The 18,625-nt window shown below is 64.6% G+C and carries 10 protein-coding genes; 3 read left to right on the top strand and 7 right to left on the bottom strand.

What is annotated here, in order from left to right:
• Positions 1-150: 150 nt before the first annotated feature.
• From BCY88_RS19900 to bcsD, 7 genes are all read right to left on the bottom strand, one after another.
• The gene (locus BCY88_RS19900; RefSeq protein ID WP_120345909.1) at positions 151-4,923 is read right to left on the bottom strand and encodes a cellulose biosynthesis protein BcsC; all 4,773 of its coding nucleotides are present in this window, start codon (positions 4,921-4,923) and stop codon (positions 151-153) included.
• On the bottom strand, positions 4,914-6,134 hold the full coding sequence (gene bcsZ / locus BCY88_RS19905; protein WP_120345910.1) for a cellulose synthase complex periplasmic endoglucanase BcsZ: 1,221 nt from the start codon (positions 6,132-6,134) through the stop codon (positions 4,914-4,916). Before bcsZ ends, BCY88_RS19900 begins: the two co-directional genes overlap by 10 nt.
• 19 nt (positions 6,135-6,153) lie before the next feature.
• Positions 6,154-8,730 (bottom strand): cellulose biosynthesis cyclic di-GMP-binding regulatory protein BcsB, encoded by a 2,577-nt coding sequence (gene bcsB / locus BCY88_RS19910; protein WP_120345911.1) that lies wholly within the window; start codon positions 8,728-8,730, stop codon positions 6,154-6,156.
• A 3-nt stretch (positions 8,731-8,733) separates the two neighbouring features.
• The gene (gene bcsA, locus BCY88_RS19915) at positions 8,734-10,938 is read right to left on the bottom strand and encodes a UDP-forming cellulose synthase catalytic subunit (protein ID WP_120345912.1); all 2,205 of its coding nucleotides are present in this window, start codon (positions 10,936-10,938) and stop codon (positions 8,734-8,736) included.
• The gene (bcsQ, locus tag BCY88_RS19920) at positions 10,935-11,723 is read right to left on the bottom strand and encodes a cellulose biosynthesis protein BcsQ (RefSeq protein ID WP_120345913.1); all 789 of its coding nucleotides are present in this window, start codon (positions 11,721-11,723) and stop codon (positions 10,935-10,937) included. Before bcsQ ends, bcsA begins: the two co-directional genes overlap by 4 nt.
• On the bottom strand, positions 11,720-12,793 hold the full coding sequence (gene bcsP, locus BCY88_RS19925; protein ID WP_120345914.1) for a cellulose biosynthesis protein BcsP: 1,074 nt from the start codon (positions 12,791-12,793) through the stop codon (positions 11,720-11,722). The genes bcsQ and bcsP overlap by 4 nt, the downstream gene beginning before the upstream one ends.
• 204 nt (positions 12,794-12,997) lie before the next feature.
• A complete protein-coding gene (gene bcsD, locus BCY88_RS19930; protein ID WP_120345915.1) occupies positions 12,998-13,453 on the bottom strand; it encodes a cellulose biosynthesis protein BcsD in 456 nt (151 codons plus the stop codon).
• Between the two features lie 595 nt (positions 13,454-14,048).
• Here bcsD and BCY88_RS19935 point away from each other — a divergent pair.
• The 3 genes from BCY88_RS19935 to BCY88_RS19945 form a co-directional block, all read left to right on the top strand.
• Positions 14,049-15,194, top strand: coding sequence for a GGDEF domain-containing protein (locus tag BCY88_RS19935; protein ID WP_120345916.1), 1,146 nt, complete (start codon positions 14,049-14,051; stop codon positions 15,192-15,194).
• Positions 15,195-15,304: 110 nt separating this feature from the next.
• Positions 15,305-17,641 carry a bifunctional diguanylate cyclase/phosphodiesterase gene (locus BCY88_RS19940; protein WP_120345917.1) on the top strand — a complete coding sequence of 779 codons (2,337 nt, stop codon included), beginning with the start codon at positions 15,305-15,307 and terminating at the stop codon, positions 17,639-17,641.
• Positions 17,642-17,897: 256 nt separating this feature from the next.
• On the top strand, positions 17,898-18,625 hold a 728-nt coding region (locus BCY88_RS19945), incomplete at its 3' end, for an IS30 family transposase (RefSeq protein WP_147408512.1).

The following is an 18,625-nucleotide window of genomic DNA, read 5'->3' on the forward strand; positions in this document are numbered from 1 at the left end:
GGCAAAACATCACACGAAATACGCTGCCTGAGCCGGACACACGTCAGGCGTCAGGTCGGTATCGAGCGCACCGGCCATGTTCCGAGGCCGCGCGTGGAGCGTTGAGCGTTGAGCCTTGGGCGCGCGCCATCGCCGCCCAAGAAAAGACCGCTAGTTCGACAACGACAGATAAGGCGATGTGAGCGGCGTAGGCGGGAACGGCTGCAATCCCGTCTGTTTGCTAAAGCTATACCGCACATAAACAGCGGCAAGCCACTCGCGATACTCATAAGCATTGCCGAGCGAAGCGGTCGCCCCAAACGCCAGTTGCGGCGCCAGTTGATATTCGCCCACCGCGCTAAGCGAATAGGACAGCCCGGTCTTGCTTTGCCCCGGATAAACCGCACCGCTATCCACACCTGTGCCGATCAGTTTGGCGACCGCAGCCGCGGTGGCCTGGCGGTTGGAGCCGTCATTGAGCGGGAAGTAGTTCGACGCGTCCTGACGATAATGCTGCACGCCGATCGAGCCCTTCACGTCATAAGTAAACTGACCATTGCGCCCAGTCCATTCCACCGGAAGATTCAGGATCACGTACTGTTGCGGACTGAAGTACCCGCCCTGGCCATAGGTAAAGTACGACAGGTTGTTGGCATAACGCATCAGTGTCGTGTTCACGCCGACCGTCAGCGTCTGATCGGCATCCTTGAAGACGCGTGTATAGACACCGCCGCCGCCCTTGACCGCGTTATTGCTCGCAACGTTGTAGCCCTGGTAGAACTGATACGCGGCGTTCACATACAGGCCGCTGGTGCCGTCGTCCCATGCGAGGCTGCCGAGGCCGCCGTTGGAAGTGACGCCGCCCCACTCGAGGCCGGAGCCTGAATCGCGTGCGCCCGCATACGACAGCAGGCTGTCGGTCACCGCGCGGCGCGCGATAGCCAGCGAATACGACACCTTGTCGGTAATGCCGCCGTTGTATTGCAGGCCGCCCACGATGGTTTTCTCGGGGAAACCGAGCGGCGTCACGCCGACATCGCCGCTGAAGCTGCGGCCTTCGTAGCCGACGGACAAGCCCACGCCGCTGGCGGTCTGACTGCCATACGTGTTGTTGCCGGCGACCGCCGCGGTGGCGGAGTTGAAACTGGACAGCCCCGCGCCGAATCGCGCGAGCGTCGAGACATTGCCCGCGGCGGTGCCGGCGTCGAGCGTAACCGGCGTCGCGGTCACGACGATATGGCCGTTGCCGGCCTTGATGCGCCCCTGGATCGGCGCTTCGATATCGTTCAGTGTCGACAGGCCGTCTTCGCCCGAACGGTTGCGGAACACGATCCCGCCCGACACCGTGCTCGACTGCTCGCGATTGACCTGAGCCAGTTCGTCCGCCACGCCGAGCGTCTGCGTATTGGCGACATTCGGCTGCGCGTAGCTGCCGCCGTTGCCATTCGCGCCGGGTTGCTGCGGGTAATACGGCTGCGCATAACCGGTCGGCGGTTGCGGAATGTACGGTTGCTGCTGCTGCGCGTAATAACCCGAGCCCTGGTTCGGATAGGGCTGATAGGGTTGACCGTAAGCCTGCTGTGGCGGAAGCGGCTGATAGGGTTGCTGCGCGTAAGCCTGTTGCTGCGGCGGATAAGGCTGCTGGCCGTAATAGGGCTGTTGCTGCTGCGGGTAGCCCTGATTCTGCCCATACGGCGCCTGCGCGTAGGCTTGCGTGTTGCGGCTGCTCTTCGCGGCGCTTGGTTTCCTGCTGGCCGCGTGTTTCGTGCCGGAGGGCGAGTTCGCGTAACGCGGCTGTTGCATCGAACCGGCATTGGCTTGCGCTTCGCGCGCCGCGGGCGACATCGGCCACGGCGTGGCCCCATAGCCGTCCGGCATTTGCTGCGGGTATTGCGTCTGCTGCGGATAAGCACCTTGCTGCGGGTAGCCGGCTTGTTGAGGATACCCCGCCTGCTGCGGATACCCCGGGTTGTACTGCTGCTGCGGGGCCTGCTGCATCTGCGCCTGACCCTGGCCCGGATACGGCTGCAACGGCGCGCCTGACTGGCTCGATCCGTTGGCCTCCTGACCGTAGCCACCTGTATTGACGCCCGGACGTGGCGCGTTATAGGGCAATGCGGAGGGTGCGGCATTGGGCAAATACGGCTGCGGCGCGGGTGCCGTATAGGGCGCGACGTAAGGCGCGGGTTGCGTGGGCGGCGGATAGTTCGGCACGGTCTGTGACGGCAAGGAGGACTGCGAGTACGGAAGCGAGGCACGCGCGGCATTGGAGCCGCCGCCGGCAAACGCGGCGTTGTCGGCGTCGGTCGGCGAGATCGTGGCGGTTTTACCTTCGAAGGGATTGGTGCCGGGCAGCGGCGTCGCGCCGATCCGGCGCATCGCGACTTCCCAGCCGCGCGGCACATTGCTCGGTGAATTGGCGCGCGGCGCAGCCATCAGCGGCGTATTGGCCGCGACCAGCGAGCGCTGCAGATAAGTCGCGGCGAGCGACAGCTTGCCTTCGGCGCGATACATGCGGCCGACCGTCGCCAGCACGCCCGGGTCGCCCGGGGCTGCCGCGAGCGCCTGCTTCGCGAGCGATTCGGCGTAGCTGAACTGCTTGGTGCCGGCCGCCGCGGAGATGCTCGCCTGCAGCAGGTTCAGGTCGTCGGGCTTGCGCTGCAGCGCGACGCGATAGCTGGCGAGCGCATTGCGGTCGTCGCCGGCGGTCGAATAGAGACGGCCGAGGGCGGCTTGCAGATCGGGATTGTCGGGCATCGCCGCCAGCCACGGCGCGATCACGTCGTAAGCGCTGGCAAGGTCGCCGCGCTGACGCACCGCGTCGCATTGCTTGATGACGATACCCAGATTCAGATTGCCGAAATCCGTGCGCTGCTGAGGCGTTAGCTGCATCGACGCGAGCCGTCGCATCACCATGCCGAGTTCGGCTTCCTGCTGCGTGGCGGACAGAATGCCCGCGTATTGCAGCAGCAAATCGGTGTTGCCGGGCGCCGCGTTCATCGCGCTGCGCACGAGACCCAGCGCGCGATTCGGGTCGCCGGCCTGCTGATACGCGGCGGCGATCACGCCGATCAGTTCGGGGCTGTTGCCGGCGACCGGTTCGGCGGCGGCGAGCGTTGCCAGTGCTTGCTGCGACTGGCCGTTGCGCGCCATGCGCGTCGCGAGGTCGGCCTGCTGATGCACCCACAAACGGTGCTGCAAGGTCGTCATCGCGTCGGTGCGTTGCGCGGCCGGAATCCGTTCGAGTTGCGCGAGCCCGGCCGCCCAGTCCTGCGTTTCCGCCGACAGCAACGCGCTCGCGTAGAGCGCGTCGGTCATGTCGGGATGCGCGGCGAGCAGTCCGTCCATCATGCTGCGCGCGTTCGCTACCGCCCCCTGGCGCACGTAGATGCGCGCGAGGTCGAGGCGCAGCCAGGGATCGTCGGGATTGTTCAGCAACGCGTCTTCGAACAGGCTGCGCGCGCTGCCGAGATCGCCGCGCGCTTCGGCCGCGCGTGCCTGGGCGGCCTGCGCTTCGCCGCGCAGACGGTTGATGCCGCCGGCCTTGGATTGTTGTTCGCTGTTCAACTGATTGGCGAATTGCAGCGCTTCGTCGCCGCGGCCTTGCGCGGCGAGCGCGCCGACGAGGCCGCGAATCGCATCGGGATTGTCGGCCTGGCGGCGCAATGCCATCCGGTAGGCCTGCTCGGCCCCGGCCGGGTCGCCATTCGAGAGCAGCATCTCGCCGAGCAGCACCTGCGCGGTGACGTCGGCCGGATTGAGCGCGATCGCGCGTTCGAACAGCGACTTCGCCTTCGCGAACTCGCCATTGCTGCGCGCGCCGATCGCGTCGCTGGTATAGGTCCAGTAGGTCGCGCTATCGAGCGCGGTTTTCCAGCGCGCGGGATTGCCGCTGCGCGACGCGCGCTCCAGATAGTTGCGCGCCTCGGCAAAGCGTTCCTGTTTCAGTGCGGCGATCCCCATGCCGCCGAGCGCGTCGGTGTCGTTCGGACTATTTGCCAGTACTGACGAAAACTTCGTCCGCGCCGTGCCGAGGTCGCCACGATCGAGCGCGGCGAAACCGTCGGCGATGGTGCGGCCGCGGGCGTCGACAGCGGCATTTTCCTGAGCGCGGTCGCGAGCGGCCTTGTCCTGCTGAACCATCGACTCGAAGCGTGCTTTCACCGCGGCGTCGTCGGGTGCGCCTTGCAGATAGGCTTCGTACGTCGCGACGTCGGAAGGCCGTGCGTCGAGCCACAACAAGGCCTGCCGCCAGCTCTTTTTCGCCGACGCGCCAACCGTGCTGTCGCCGGCGAGCTTCTGCAGCCGCGCGATACCGTCGCGGCGCGTCGTGTCGCGATAGGTCAGATGCTGGGCATAGGCGAGGGCATAGCGCGGGTCGTCGGGATTGTCGCGCGCGAGCTGTTCGAGGCCGCGGCGTGCCTGATCCCAGCCCTGCGGCGTGGCCGACAGCGCCTGGTAGTACTCGAGCTGCAGTTCGGGTGTGGCCGGTTTGCCGTTCAACGCGCGCTGGTATTCCTCCACCGCGCTCGCGCTCTGGCCGCTTTGCGCGAGCCGCCGCGCATCGTTGACGGTCTGATCCCGCAGGCTCGATTCGCCGAGACGCCGGCCGAGTTCGTCCAGATTCGGGTAGTTCGGCGCGACCGCTTTCAGACGCGCCAGATATTGCTGCGCACCCGCGCCGTCCTTGCGGTCGGCGAGCACCATGCCCATGCCATAGAGCGCATCAGGCTGCTTCGGGTCGAGGCTCAGCACTTTCTGCCACGCCTGTTCGGCGAGGTCGCCGCGGTGATGCGATTGCCAGTACTTGCCCTGATCGATCAGCACGCTCAGCGGATCTTTTGACGCCTGCGCCAGCACGTCGGGTGAAGCCGCCGCCGTACAGCAGACGACCGTCAGGCTCAGCGCGAAGCGCAATGACAACGCGAGGGCGCTCAGTCGCATGCATTTCTCCAACTTGGCACGAGACGGCCGGCTTCGTCGAAGCGATAGCGGCCGTCGATAAATCCGGTGCCGAACAAGCCGAGCACACGATCGTAATAGACAGGTTCGCGGCCCGGCACGGTGGTGTCGAGCACGGCGAGATGGGTGCGGGCGAGACCGAGGCCGCGTTCGTCACCGAGCGCCTTGAAATACGGCGCGAGCGCGCCCCAGTAGCTCAATGGTCCTTCGCCGCTCGCCGTGCCGGTGGTCGACGAAACCTTCTCGGGCGGGATGCCGGTTTGCGCGACGCGCGCGCGCATGCCGCCGAGCGCCGCGAGCCAGGGTTTGCCGAGCGGGTCGGCGGACGAGGTGAGACCGGCCCATAGGTAGACGCGGATCGCGTCGTAGCTGCCTGTGTCGCCTTCTTTCGGATCGACCACGAACTGGCCGTTCTGCCACGCGGCCCAGTCGGGTGCGAAGCCTTGGGGGGCGGTGGTTTTGATCAGCTTGAAGGTGCTGTCGGCGAGCTTGCCCCACGGGCCGTTCGGCACGTCTTTCGCCAACGCGCGCAGCACGGGTAAGGGCAGATAGCTCGGATTGAGGCGCGTCACCCCGCCGTTTTTGAAGCCCTGCGGGCCGGGCAGCAGCATCGGACCGACGCCCGGCAGCGTGGTCATTTCCTGGCGCGCGATCTGGGCGGCGAGCGCCTGACCGAGTTGCGTATAACCGGGCTCATGCCAAAGGCGGCCGGCTTGCAGCAGATCGTAGGCGATCCACAGGTCGGAGTCGGACGCGGAATTCTGATCGAGCACGCCGAACGAGCCGTCCGGTTTCTTGCCCCAAAGCCACGACGGCAGCCGCACGTTTTGCGCGTCGAACTGATTGCCCGCGAGATTCGCGCGGGTCCAGTCGAGCAGGCGGTCGAAGGTCGCACGGTCGTTCGCGACCAGGGCGAAGAACATGCCGTACGACTGGCCTTCCGAGGTGGTTTTCAGTTGCGGCGACGAATAGTCGATCACGCGGCCATCCGCCTGCACGAAGCGTTCGACGAAGATGCGATAGGCCGGCCAGTCGGTGTTGCACTGAGCAGGCTGACCAGCTTGACCGGTGGGCGAGGTGGTCTGGGCCACCCTGGTAATAGTGGTAGTAGCGGCAACACTCGCGGCCGCGGCAAGCGCGAGACTGAGGCCCACCGTTAGCGTCATAGAGGTTTTATTGATTCGAACCCGCATATCAGTCCTGTCGGTCCTCTCAGTCTTTCAGCCGGCGCGCGGCGATCGAGCGCAGCGTGCGGTAGAACAGGCCCGCGATGATCAGCGCGGCGAGCACGCCGCTTAGCACCAGCAGCAGCGGATGCGACGACAGCGCCCAGCGCAGATACTCCTGCGGCGACAAATGGCCGACATAGTACGCTTCGCCGTTCGACGTGATGGTGACGGTGCGGCCGTGGATCACGGCCATCGCGCCTTGAATTTCCGGCAGCACGTCGGCGTCGAGCAGGGCGGCGGACAGGTCGGCGTCCGACTGGCCGGCCGCGCTCACCAGCGCGACGGCGCTGCGATTCTTCTGCAGCGGCGATTCGAAACCGGTCAGCAGCGCGTCGCCGTTCGAACTCACGAGCGTGAGGTCGGCGCGCGCCGGCGAGCGTTCGACCCCGCGCTCGCCATGCCACCAGTCCTCGAGCTTGAAGACTACGTCTGACAGCGCGAAGGTGCGCGAATCGCCGTCGCTGGAGAACGGCATCGATTTGGCCCAGCGCTGCAACAGCGGTTGCTTGCCCGGCGCGCCGAAAATCAGCAGGTCCTTGTTGGCGTACTTGTCGACGTCGTCTGCCGTGCCGACGGTGACGCCGTTCACCGGGTAGCCCGTCGATGCCCCCATGCGGCCCATGGTCAGCAGGTACAGGCTGTAGTCGCTCGAATCGGCCTCGTCCGGCAGGATCACCGCGGTTTCGGAAAGGTCGGCCATGCGCGTGAACGGGAAGCCGCTGTTGGCGAATGCCGCCAGATCGGGCAGTGCCATGTAGTGCGGGAACGACGACAGGTCGATGGTCGAATTCGGATCGATGGCGCCGACCACATTTTCCAGCAGGCGGCCGTGACATTCGCCGGTGTTGGGAATGTCGTAGTAGAAATGCAGGCGCACTTGCGCACGCGGCGTCAGCAGCAGCGGCGGCACGTAGACCGTGCGGCGCGCTTCGGCGGTCTTGTCCGGCAACACGCGCGCGAAGTAATGGCTCAGCTCGAATACGGAGGCGGACTCGGTGGGAATCGGCAGCGCCTGCACGAAGCCGTCATTGACGCTGATGTTCAGCGACGACCGGTCGCGCAGCGGGCGCACCGTGTAGCGGTAGCGCAGATCGATCGGCGCGCCCTTGGTGTGCCACATGAACAGATCGGGCGGCACGCGCAGATTCACGCGCACGGCGTCGGCGTCGTAGCCGGACACGGTCAGGTCGCGCGGATCGGCGAGCTCGCCGAAACGCACGGGGCGATTGGTGGGCAGCCAGTTCGGCGCGTCGTACGGCGCGCGCGGCGTGAGTTCGTTCAGGCGCGTGATCGTCGCGCTCGGACCGGTCAGCGTGTTCTGGCCGATGCCGAGTGCTCTGGCCGCGGTTTTCAGTTCGGCCTCGGTGCGGCCGAGCACGAGCAGCAGCTTGCCGCGCGCCGGCGCTTCACGATCCACCACGGCGATGGTCGGGCCCGAGATCGCCGGAATCGTCACGCCGGCCGGGCGCTGGTCGTCGGTGGCGAACACCACTGCGTTGCCCGAGAGCGGTGCGTTGTCCTGTTGTGCCGGAAAGACCGCGCCGCGATAGCCGGCGAGCGCGCCGAACCATGAGGCGACGATGCCGCCTGCTTCGAGCGTGCCGGCGCCGGGTTTTTGCGGGAACACGAACGGCAGTTCGAGACGGCGCACGTCGCGGCGGTCGAAGAACGGCTGCGGCAAGGCCGCCAGATCCGGCTTGCTGGCGAGCGACGCATAGGTCAGATCGAGCGAGCTGGCATTGCTGACGGTGGCCCACAGCGACGAATTCGCCGGGTCCTCGCAACTCGTCGTGTAGTGACCGATCAGCTGCACGTTCAGATGGTTGAATTCGGTGATGAAGCGCGGATCGATCGAGACGTCGCGCGCTACCAGCATGCCGGCCTGTTCGCGCGGCACCGGCAGCGTCGCGGCGACTTCGCCGTTCACCAGCACTTTCAGCTGGGAAATATTCGCGAGCAGCGCGGGCGAGTAGCTATAGACCAGATGCAGGACCGCGCCGGTCACCACTTCGTCGCCGCGCACGGAGAACGCGACGCCGTTCTGGCCGTCGGTACCGCGCAATTGCAGCGGATCGCGCGCGCCCAGGTCGGCGAACGTGAGTGTTTGACGGCGGCCGCCCGGCACCAGCGTGCCCGGCTCGGCGGTGGTGGGCGTTTTGATGCCCAGCGCTTTCACCGACGACGCAGCGAGCGCCGGCGTGGGCGTGGCCAATTGCGCTTGCGCGATCGCGTTCGGATCGTAGGCGAGCGCCGGTCCCGGCGCGGGCACGCTGCCCACGCCAGTGGCGACGCGCGCGCCCGCTGCCTGGCCCTGGGCGTTTACCGCCGGCCCGGCTTGCGACGCGCTCGCGCTACCGCTCGTGGTTCCCGCGGCCGCCGCGACCACTTCGGCCGCCGAAGCCAGCGGTGCCGCCAGGGCAGTTTGCAAGGCGAGCCAGCAGGCCAGCCCGCGCGTCAATCGCTGCGTGCGGGAGCGTCCAGCCAGACGCGCCTGCACTCCCATCCCACCGCGCTCGTGATGCGAGCGTTCGACGTTTGACTTCGCCATCCTGTTGCCCATAGATCAGTCTTTGGTTTTTAGCTTTTTGACGTCCACCGGACGGCTTTTCATCGAGCTTCGAAGGTCGGCATAAAGATGCTCGAAAAGACCCCAGATGCCGCGTGCGCCGACGCTCAGCACATGCGACAGACCCCGCAGCGGCGTGTCCTGCTGACGTCCTTCAGCCCAGCCGGTCCATGCGTCGGCACGCGCGAAGGTGGTCTTGACGAACTCGTACTCCTGCTCGCGCGTGAGCGTCGAGAAGCGCAGCCCCACGCGGCCCGGCTCCGTGAATCCGACCGTGGCGGGGAAGGCGTATTCCTCGTCGCCGCGAAACAGCGACACGGTCACCTGTTCGTGCACCGGCACTTCGATCCTGGCCGGCAGCGCCACGCCGACGCCGCCTTCCGAGTAGTCGATGGTTTCGCAGGCGAGCGTGCGGCCGGTCGAGAACTTCAGCATCACGGGCATCTGCATCGCCACGCGGTGTACGGCGCGAATCTGCCGGCGCTCGCTCGCGGCGGCCACGCTCGCGCCGAGAATCAGCATGTTGTAGGTGGTCCAGCCCAGGTTCAGGATGGTCGTGTTGACCACGCTGCGGATGTGCCAGTTCAGATAGATATGCACGATCCCGACCACGAAGCCGATCAGGTTCAGCAACAGCAGGAACAGATACGGCCGCGAGATCGCCCAGTCGAAGTAGTTCTTCTCGATCTGGCCGCCCTTGGCCGTCACGTTGAACTTGCCGAGCTTCGGATTGATCAGCGCGAGCAGCGTGGGCGCGGTGATGTACGACGCCAGCACCGATTCATACACCTCGGCCCAGAAGGAATGGCGGAACGAGCGCTGCATCCGCGAGTTGGTGATGCTCGCGTGCATCATGTGCGGCAGGGCGTAGATCGCGATCGTGCTGGCGGCGGCCTCGATCACATGCGCGCCGAAGAACAGATACGACAGCGGCGCGGTCAGGAACACCAGACGCGGGATGCCGTAGAAGAAGTGCATCATCGCGTTCAGATAACAGAGCCGCTGGCCGATTTTCAGCCCTTTGCCGGTCAGCGGATTGTCGATCCGGAAAATCTGCGTCATGCCGCGCGCCCAGCGGATCCGTTGACCGATGTGACCGGACAGACTTTCGGTGGCGAGCCCCGCTGCCTGCGGAATCGCCAGATACGCGGTGGTGTAGCCGAGGCGGTGCAGCTTCAACGCGGTGTGCGCGTCTTCGGTGACCGTTTCCACCGCGATGCCGCCGATTTCTTCGACCATGCTCCGGCGCAGCAATGCGCATGAACCGCAGAAGAAGGTGGCGTTCCACAGATCGTTGCCGTCCTGCACGAGGCCGTAAAACAGCTCGCCTTCGTTCGGCACCTTGCGGAAGGTGCCGAGATTGCGTTCGAACGGATCGGCGGAGAAGAAGTGGTGCGGCGTTTGCAGCATCGACAGCAGCTTGTCGCGCAGGAACCAGCCGAGGCCGATCTGCAGGAACGAGCGCGTCGGAATGTGATCGCAGTCGAAGATCGCCAGGTATTCGCCCTGGGTGATCTTCAGGGCTTCATTGATGTTGCCGGCCTTCGCGTGGCGGTTGTGGGTGCGGATGGTCCAGTTGACGCCGACGTCTTCGCAAAACGCCTTGAACTCGGGACGGCGGCCGTCGTCGAGCACATGGATCGAGATTTTCTCGGCCGGATAGTCGAGCGCGAGCGCGGCATAGATGGTCGGCTTCACCACCGAGAGCGGCTCGTTGTAGGTCGGAATGAACACGTCGACGCTCGGCCACTGGTCGCGCGAAGCGGGCAGCGGCATCGGCGTGCGCTTGAGCGGCCACGCGGTCTGAAAGTAGCCGAGCATCAGCACGATGGTCGAATAGACCTCGGCTGAAACCAGCAACAGGCCCCAGGCGGCGTCGAGCGGATGTTCCCAGTATGTGGTCGACGTGAGCCGCCAGTACATATAGCGGCCTGAGGTGACCACCGAGAGCATGATCATCACCATCGTCGCGTAACGGCCCGGCATGCGGCGGAACCACAGCGCGGTGATGAAGCAGACGGTCGCGAACGTCAGTTGCTCGTAGAACGCGAGCGGCACGGTGAACACGAAGTACAGCATCACCAGGGCGAACAGCGTGACCAGACCCGTCACGATCCGGCTGTTCCAGAACCGCGCGTCGGCGAAGCGTTCGAGCCGCGACGGGTCGGCGCCCTCGAGGCCGTGTGAAGAAGGCGTACTCATGCGACGTTCCCCGGCGAGACGGCGATCGTGTCGACCGCTGTCATCAGCCAGTTGCCGCACGAGCGAAAATCGGCGGCCGCCTGGCTGAGTGGATCGTAGTGAATCAGCGTGGTGTCGCACGCGAGCGCTTCGCTCACGCCTTCGTCCAGATGGATCACGCCCGGGAAGAGCCTGTCGCCGAGCATCTGGCGCAGGACCTTGAGAACGTCTTTGGTCAACTGGCGTGACTGGTCGATCTGGTTGATCACGTAGCCAACCCCGCCGAACTCAGGGCGGGGCGTCGCGTAGGCTTCGATCAGCCGTTCCATGAGCGGAATGGCCGCGTACGAAGCCGCATCGGCGAGCACCACGTTCAGCGCGAAGGTGGCCGCGCACAGCGCATTGCGTACGTACGCGGAGGAACCCGGCGGCGTGTCGATGATGACGATATCCGACGCGTCGAGCCGCAGCGTTTGCAGCGACTGCGCGAGCCAGTCCGGTTCCCGGTCGATATAGGCTTCGAAGCGGCGGCGGTCGTCTTCGAGCAGCGCGCCATAGGGCAGCACGGTGACGCCGTCCACGCCGTCGAACATCACCGTTTGCCACGGATCGCCTGTCAACGTGGCGCGCGATAAACCGTCGATACTGTCGAGCGGTACGCCGAAATGCAGGCGTAGCGCGTTCTGTGGATCGAGGTCGAGTGCAATCACACGCCGGCCGCTGGCGGCGAGCACGGAGGCGAGATTGGCGGCGAGGGTGGTTTTGCCCACCCCGCCTTTGGCGGACACGACCGCAATGACTTTCATGAGCGACGAGGGCCGTTGACCAGCCACGAGTTGGAGGTGGCGGGCGTGACGGCGCGCGTTGCGCCTGCCGGCGCGGCGGCCGTTTGAGCGGGGGTGCCGCGCAGACGATCGAAGACCGATTGCAGCGGAGCGGATTCGCCCGGGTTGGCCGCGGGTGGTTGCGGCGCGGGTGCGGGTTGCGCGGCGAACAGTTTGCCGAGGATCGAGGCGGGCGGCCTGGGCGCCGTGGGCGCGCTTGTGTAGGCAGGCGCCGGCATTGGGGCGTGCGCCTGGGCAGGCGTTTGCGTCCAATCCGGCGCAGGAATGCGGGTTTGCACCCATGTCGGCGCAGGGGCCTGGAGCGGCGCCGGAACGGCGGCTCGCGGTGCGACGGCGGGGATTGCGGTACGTGGCGCCAGCACGTTGGGCGGCGTGCCGGTCATGGGTTGCGTGACAGGCACAGCCGGCGTGTGGAACTGGGCTAGCGGCGCGATACCTGCCGGCGGTATCGCCGTGGGAGCCGGTGCGCTGGCAACCGGGGGCACATGTGGCATATGTGGCACGTGCGGCAGGGTGGCCGCGGACGTCGCTTGCGTGACCATTGGCGTTGCCGCGTCGAGTTGTGCTGCGGCCGGCGCTGCTGGTGCTGCTGATGCGGACGATGCGGAAGCTTGCGCCGTGCCGTCGTCGTTCGTTTCGGGCGCGCCGAAACGCGAAGCGCCGCGCGGCGCCGCGGACTTGGCGGCAGCGACGACGACCGGCGGAATATCGCGCCGATGCGAACGGGTGAAGAGCGGCGCCTTCGCTCGCGTGACCGAAGCGGCGTCTTTAGGCACTGCGTCCTGGCGATCCTCGCTCGGCGCCGCTTCCTCAGCCGCCTTCCGGGCGGCTTCCTGCGCCAACGTCTCGGCACCCGGTTCGCGGCGTTGCACGATCGCGGGAATCGTGGGCTGCGTCAGGTCCAGCGTCACCAGCAATGGCCAACGCGTGCGCGCCGAACGCGCTTCGTTCTCACGGCCGATTTCCTGGTACGCGCTGGCGTCGCCCCCAAAATGATCGAATAGTTTCTCGATGTCGCTCGATGAACTCATAGTGCCACCGTGTTTTTCATGATCTGCCTTGCCCCGACCCACACTCTTGCTCGCGACGCCAGCATGCTGGCGCCGCCACTTCACGCGCACCGGTCTCGCGCGATCCTCACTGCCTGTTGCCTGACGACTCTCTGCAGGACGCGAGCCGGTACTTGCCGGCTCATGCCTGATGATTCCATCTCACGCGCCGCTTAGTGGATTCCCTTAGACAGGGTGCCGGCCCAGCCGAAACTCGATCGCGGTGTCCGTGCCGTACGCGCTCGTTTGTGCGACCGACAGACCTTGCGCGCCCAATGCGCTCAGCCAGGTCTGATAGACGCCTTCAAGAAATGCCGGCGTCCATGTGAGCGCCGTGTTGCCGAATGCCTGCAGCGGGGCACAGTAGTGCACGATGCGTAATGACTCGGCTTCGTCGGACAACTCGACGTAGCCCCAATCCATGTCCTGCCACAACAGATTCAACGCATGAGCGAGTTCCGCCGTCGACCCGCAGGCGGGTAATTGATGCGCCGCGGCAAACCGGCAGCCGACGCGGTACATCAGTTGACGCAGTTCGTCGCGGCCAATTTGCGCTTCGAACTCTGTTGCCAATGCGCTCAACATGCCGCGCCATTGTGGCGAAATCTGACGTTCCAGCAGGTAATCGAGAATTGGGACCATATATTCCGGGAAATGGCCGTTGCTTCAGCCGTATATGAAAACGCGCACCGACGCTTGAACGCAAGTGAGCGTGTTACGGAAAGCCGCGCGTTGCACGCGTCCGAGGTTACTTTTACCGGACTGTCCAGGCTGCCCGCCACACTTCGCAGGAGTCTACTTAAGACATTAACTTTTAGCCACTTTACATTCGTCAGAGTTATACAAGCAAACGATTGCCTCGAATATTTGACAATCAAGTAATACTTACGTCATTTTTTCAGCCTCAATTCCCTTTCGCGCCTTTCTGCCGAGAACGCATGTTGCGAAGTGCCCGCGATCTTCGTCATCGCTTTCTCATCGTCCGGGCGCACGGTCGTGCTGGCATTTCGTTTTGCGGTAAATGCGGCGCTTTGATTTTGCGTGGATGCGACACGCATTTGTCTGCACGAGGCCTTCCTGCATATTTATGCGGCCTCGCAGTGTCGTTGTGGCCTCAACTTTCATCAAGGCCGGTAAGCTTACGATCTTGCGCGGCTCTGGCGGCACGCAACGGGGAAGTTGCACAGGCAGCACGAACGTGGCGCGCCATGACGATGCCGCTCGACTCAAGACAATAATGCTCAATCCACTCACTATTCTGGTCGTCACGGTTTTGTCGAGCACCATGGCGATGGCCGTGCTCGGCTCGCTGTGGCGCGCCGCGATACCCGGCGTCGGTTACTGGATCTCGGCCAGTGCGATTGCGATCGTGGCGCTGATTGCTCTCGCGTTGCAAGGCTATGCGTGGCGCTGGCTGACTATCGTGACGGCCAACGAGTTGCTGGCTATCTCGCTCCTGCTGGTGGTTGAAGGCGGTTACCGTTTTCTGGGGCACCGCACGCGGCCGTGGGCGGCCTATGCCGGTGCGGTTGCCGTGCTGATCGGCTTGACTTACTGGACCTTTGCCGCGCCCGATTTCAACGCGCGCGTGACGCTCGTGTCGGCGTATCACGCGGCCCTCTACGCCATGCTCGCCGTCATGATGGTGCGCCACCGTCCCTTGAACCGGCCGCGCTATTGCTACTATTTTCTCGCGATCACGTCGGTACTCTTATGCGCGGGGCATCTCTCGCGTGGGGTCATGTACAGCTTCGGCATGCTGCTGCAGTCCAGCCTGCTGCAGGTGACACCCGGCAATGTGGTCTTTCTCGCACTCGGTATTCTCGCGCCGCCGTGCCTTTCGATCGGGGTCGTGATGCTGGCGCACGATCGCCTCGCTGAGCGGCTGGAGCGGCTTGCCAATATCGACGACCTGACCGGCGCGCTATCACGCCGTGCTTTTCTCGGGATCGGCGACGAGCTGCTGGCGGCGTCGCAGCGCACCGGTTCGCCGGTGGCGATGGCCATCATCGACATCGATTCGTTTAAAGCGGTGAACGACCGCTACGGTCACGCCGCCGGTGACCAGGTATTGAGACATTTCGCAGCTTTCGTGGGCGGCAACCTGCGCAGCGGCGACGTGTTCGGGCGCCTGGGCGGCGAGGAGTTCGGCGTGTTGTGCCCGGCAACCTCCTGCGCCGACGCGGTGCGATTGATGGATCGTCTACGAGGGCGGCTCGCGTCGGCCGCGCCGGGGGAGTTGCCGCGTGGACTGAAATACACCTTCAGCGTCGGGGTGGATCAGTATCGGTGCGACGAATCGCTTGCCCAGTTGATGGCGCGTGCCGACGGCGCGTTGTATGCCGCCAAGGCCTCGGGACGCGATCGTGTGATGGCCGCGTAGCCCTCGCTGGGCGGGGCGCCATTCTATTTGCGGGCAGGGCATAAATATTTATCAGATGATTGCCGTTATACATTGGCCGAGTGACCGGAGCCAGACTGATAACTATCAATATGCTTTCTACCTCAACGAAGCAACTGCCCGATTCCGGTTTGCGCGATCGTTTTCATCGACGCTCGCTGGAGCACCAGCGTCCGCTTTCTACCGTGACCATGGCGTTTACCGTGGTCGCGTTCCTGTGTCTCGTGGGGGCACGCAACCTGGTTGCCGGCCCGGCGACGCCGTTGCCTTACCGGCTCGCCTGCGCGCTGGTGCTTGCGTTGCTGGTGATGGCGATTCCCCGCGCCGGCTCGACGTGGATGTTCGGCGCAATCGGTGTGGCGTACTCGCTGGTGCTGGTGGCCGGTCTTGCGCTGAATGTCTCCGGCGTCGACCAACCGTTGCTGTGGATTCTGCCGGCCATGGTGGTGATCCCGATCTGCGCGGCGCCGCTATGGCTCACGCCGCTGCATTTTTTCATCGGCAGTGCGCTCTTCTATGGGGCGGCATTCGCGTTGCTGTTTGGCGGGCCGCGCACGCATGACGTCGACGTCGTGGTGTGGATGTGGATCGTGGGGATCGGCGCGCCGACTTCCATCGTGTTTCACTTTGGGTTTTATCGATTCCGGCGCAACCACTTTCTACTCGAGAGCCAACTCGCGCAGCTCGCCGCGACCGATCCGCTGACCGGCCTGCAGAACCGCCGCGCGTTTGTGAAGCAGGCCGAGCGTCGCCTCGAAACCCTGACGCCGGATGCGCGGGTCAGCGCGATTTTTCTCGACATCGACAATTTCAAATCGCTGAACGACCGCTTCGGCCACGCGATCGGCGACCATGCGCTGTACCAGGTCGCCCAGGTGCTGATGGAAGAGACCTGCGCGGACGACAGCGTGAGCCGCATTGGCGGCGAGGAGTTCGCGGTGCTGCTGCGCGACGGTCTGGCCGGCGCACTGGCGCTCGCTGAGCGTCTGCGCGGCGCGATTGCCGCGATCGAGCGGCCGGACGGCTATCTGAGCGCGAGCTTCGGCGTGGCCGAGCACCGCAGTGGCGAAAGCATCATGGTGCTGCTCGACCGTGCAGATGAAGCCTTGCTGCGTGCCAAGCATTCGGGCAGAAACCGTGTGTGCGCCGAACGCGCGCTGCCGCTCGATGCGCTGGACGTGATGCTGGCCGATGCGGCGCGCGAGGAGGGCGAGGTGGGCGCGCTGCGGCACCGTTGGGATGATTACTACCTGACCTCGCACTTCCAGCCGCTCTACAGTTTGTCGCATCAGAAGCAGGTGGGGTTCGAGGCTTTGCTGCGCGGTGAGCAGGACGATGGCACGCTGGTGCCGCCCGTTGTCATGTTTGCGCCGAAACCCTCCAGCGACGAAGGCGCGCTCGACCGCGCGAGCCATGCCGTGCATCTGGCCAATGCGCGCACGTCGCTGCCCGGCGAAGCATGGCTGTTCCTTAATATTTTGCCGGCAACGTTTATTGCCGAAGGCTATGCCGATCAGCTTGCCACGATCGTGCGAGCGGTGGGGTTGGAGCCGGAGCGGGTGATTCTCGAGATTCTCGAATCACATGGCGGCAGCGTCGACGACATGTCGTGCGCGGCGGCTTTGTACCGCGAGCATGGCTTTCTGATCGCCGTCGACGATTTCGGCGCGGGCCAGTCGAACCTTGACCGGCTGCTGCGGATCCGGCCGGATATTGTGAAGCTTGACGGCGAGTTGATTCGTGCGACCAGTCACGGCACCGAGCAGCCGATTTTGCCGAAGCTCGTTTCGTTGCTGCATCAGGCGGGGATGCTGGTTGTCGTCGAGGGCGTGGAGACCACGGAGGAATTGATCCTGGCTGTCGAGTCGAATGTGGATTTCGCGCAGGGGTATCTGCTTGGCCGGCCGGCTGCGGAGATTGCTCCGCCGGAGTCGGTGCATCGGCGCATCGATGATGCGTTCAATGTGATTGCCCAGGGGCGGGCGCATCAGTATGCGTTGTTCGAATCGGAGGTCGAGCCTTATCGGGTGGGGTTGAGGCTGGCAGCCGATGCTTTGCGGGCGGGTGTTCTGATGCAGGAGGCGTTTGCCTCGCTGGCGACTTTTGAGCGCTGTATCAGCTGTTTTATTCTCGACGATTCCGGGCGGCAGATCGGGCCTGAGGTGCGGGGGCCGGCGTGGAGTAGCGAAGGGGCTTCGCTGCATCCTGTGGCAAATCCGCAGGACGCCAGGTGGGACCATCGACCGTATTTTCGTAATGCGGTTTTGTTGCCGGGGATGGCAGTGGCGAGTAATCCTTATCTTTCTTTGGCCAGCGGCCGGCCTTGTGTTGCGGTGACTTTGGCTGTGCAGTTTGCTGCTGGGCGGTCTGTTGTTGGGGTGGAGCTGGATTGGTCGATGGTGGGGTTGCCTTGGCCGGCGGGGGATTAAGGTTTTGGTTTTTTTTTGCCTGCGCGGCGCTTTGGTTGTTTGCTTATGGCGTTGGCCTTTTCTTGTTCTGGCTTTTTCTTTGGCCTTTCCCTTGGCCTTTCCTTGATTTGCTATTGGTTTATTAGTGTTGCCCCTGTGCGGGGCGGCACTTACTTTCTTTGCCGCCGCAAAGAAAGATAAGCAAAGAAAGCGGCGGCGGATTCAACCGGTCGTTGCAACACCTCTGTTCCAATAGGGAAATGGAGAGTGGAGCACGATGGGACGACAAAGAAGACCGTGGTTGAACACCGCACAGAAGGCGGAAATCTGGAAGCTGTGGCGCGAGGGCGAGTCGCTGAGTGAAATCGCGCGGATGCTCGAGCGCCAGCCGAGTGCCGTTTATCACGTTGTGAACAGGAACGGCGGATTTTCCCCGCCCGTGCGCACACGATCTGCACGGGCACTGACGCTGGCCGAACGCGAGGAGATATCGCGGGGCCTTGTCGCAGGCGGTACGATGGGCGAGATTGCGTTGCAACTGGGGCGCTCGAAATCGACCATCAGCCGGGAGATTTCGCGTAATGGCGGCAGCCACCGATATCGGGCGCACGAGGCCGATGTGAACGCCTGGGAGCGTGCACGGCGGCCCAAGGTGTGTGCGTTGTCAGGCAATGCGCGGCTGCGCCGGCTGGTGGCGGCCAGACTCAAATTAAAATGGGCCCCTGTACAGATAGCGGGATGGCTCAGGCGCGAGTTCCGGGTCAACAAGGACATGCAGATATCACACGAGACGATCTACCGGAGCCTGTTCATCCAGGCACGCGGGGTCCTTAAAAAGGAACTCGTCGAGCATCTTCGTACCAATCGTACGATGCGTCAGGCGAAGAGCGCCTCGGCAAGCGGGCAGAACAGGGGCAGGATAATCGGGGCCGTGTCGATCAGCGAAAGACCGGCCGAAGTGGAAGACCGCGCGGTGCCCGGGCATTGGGAAGGCGATCTGCTGGC

Origin of the sequence: Paraburkholderia fungorum, from assembly GCF_003610895.1 — a bacterium.
Lineage (GTDB): Bacteria > Pseudomonadota > Gammaproteobacteria > Burkholderiales > Burkholderiaceae > Paraburkholderia > Paraburkholderia fungorum_B.

Coding starts and splice junctions, on each gene's coding strand:
- BCY88_RS19935 (WP_120345916.1), top strand. CDS start 14,049: ATGCTCAATCCACTCACTATTCTGGTCGTCACGGTTTTGTCGAGCACC.
- bcsQ (WP_120345913.1), bottom strand. CDS start 11,723: ATGAAAGTCATTGCGGTCGTGTCCGCCAAAGGCGGGGTGGGCAAAACC.
- bcsD (WP_120345915.1), bottom strand. CDS start 13,453: ATGGTCCCAATTCTCGATTACCTGCTGGAACGTCAGATTTCGCCACAA.
- BCY88_RS19940 (WP_120345917.1), top strand. CDS start 15,305: ATGCTTTCTACCTCAACGAAGCAACTGCCCGATTCCGGTTTGCGCGAT.
- bcsZ (WP_120345910.1), bottom strand. CDS start 6,134: ATGCGGGTTCGAATCAATAAAACCTCTATGACGCTAACGGTGGGCCTC.
- bcsP (WP_120345914.1), bottom strand. CDS start 12,793: ATGAGTTCATCGAGCGACATCGAGAAACTATTCGATCATTTTGGGGGC.
- bcsA (WP_120345912.1), bottom strand. CDS start 10,938: ATGAGTACGCCTTCTTCACACGGCCTCGAGGGCGCCGACCCGTCGCGG.
- BCY88_RS19900 (WP_120345909.1), bottom strand. CDS start 4,923: ATGCGACTGAGCGCCCTCGCGTTGTCATTGCGCTTCGCGCTGAGCCTG.
- bcsB (WP_120345911.1), bottom strand. CDS start 8,730: ATGGGCAACAGGATGGCGAAGTCAAACGTCGAACGCTCGCATCACGAG.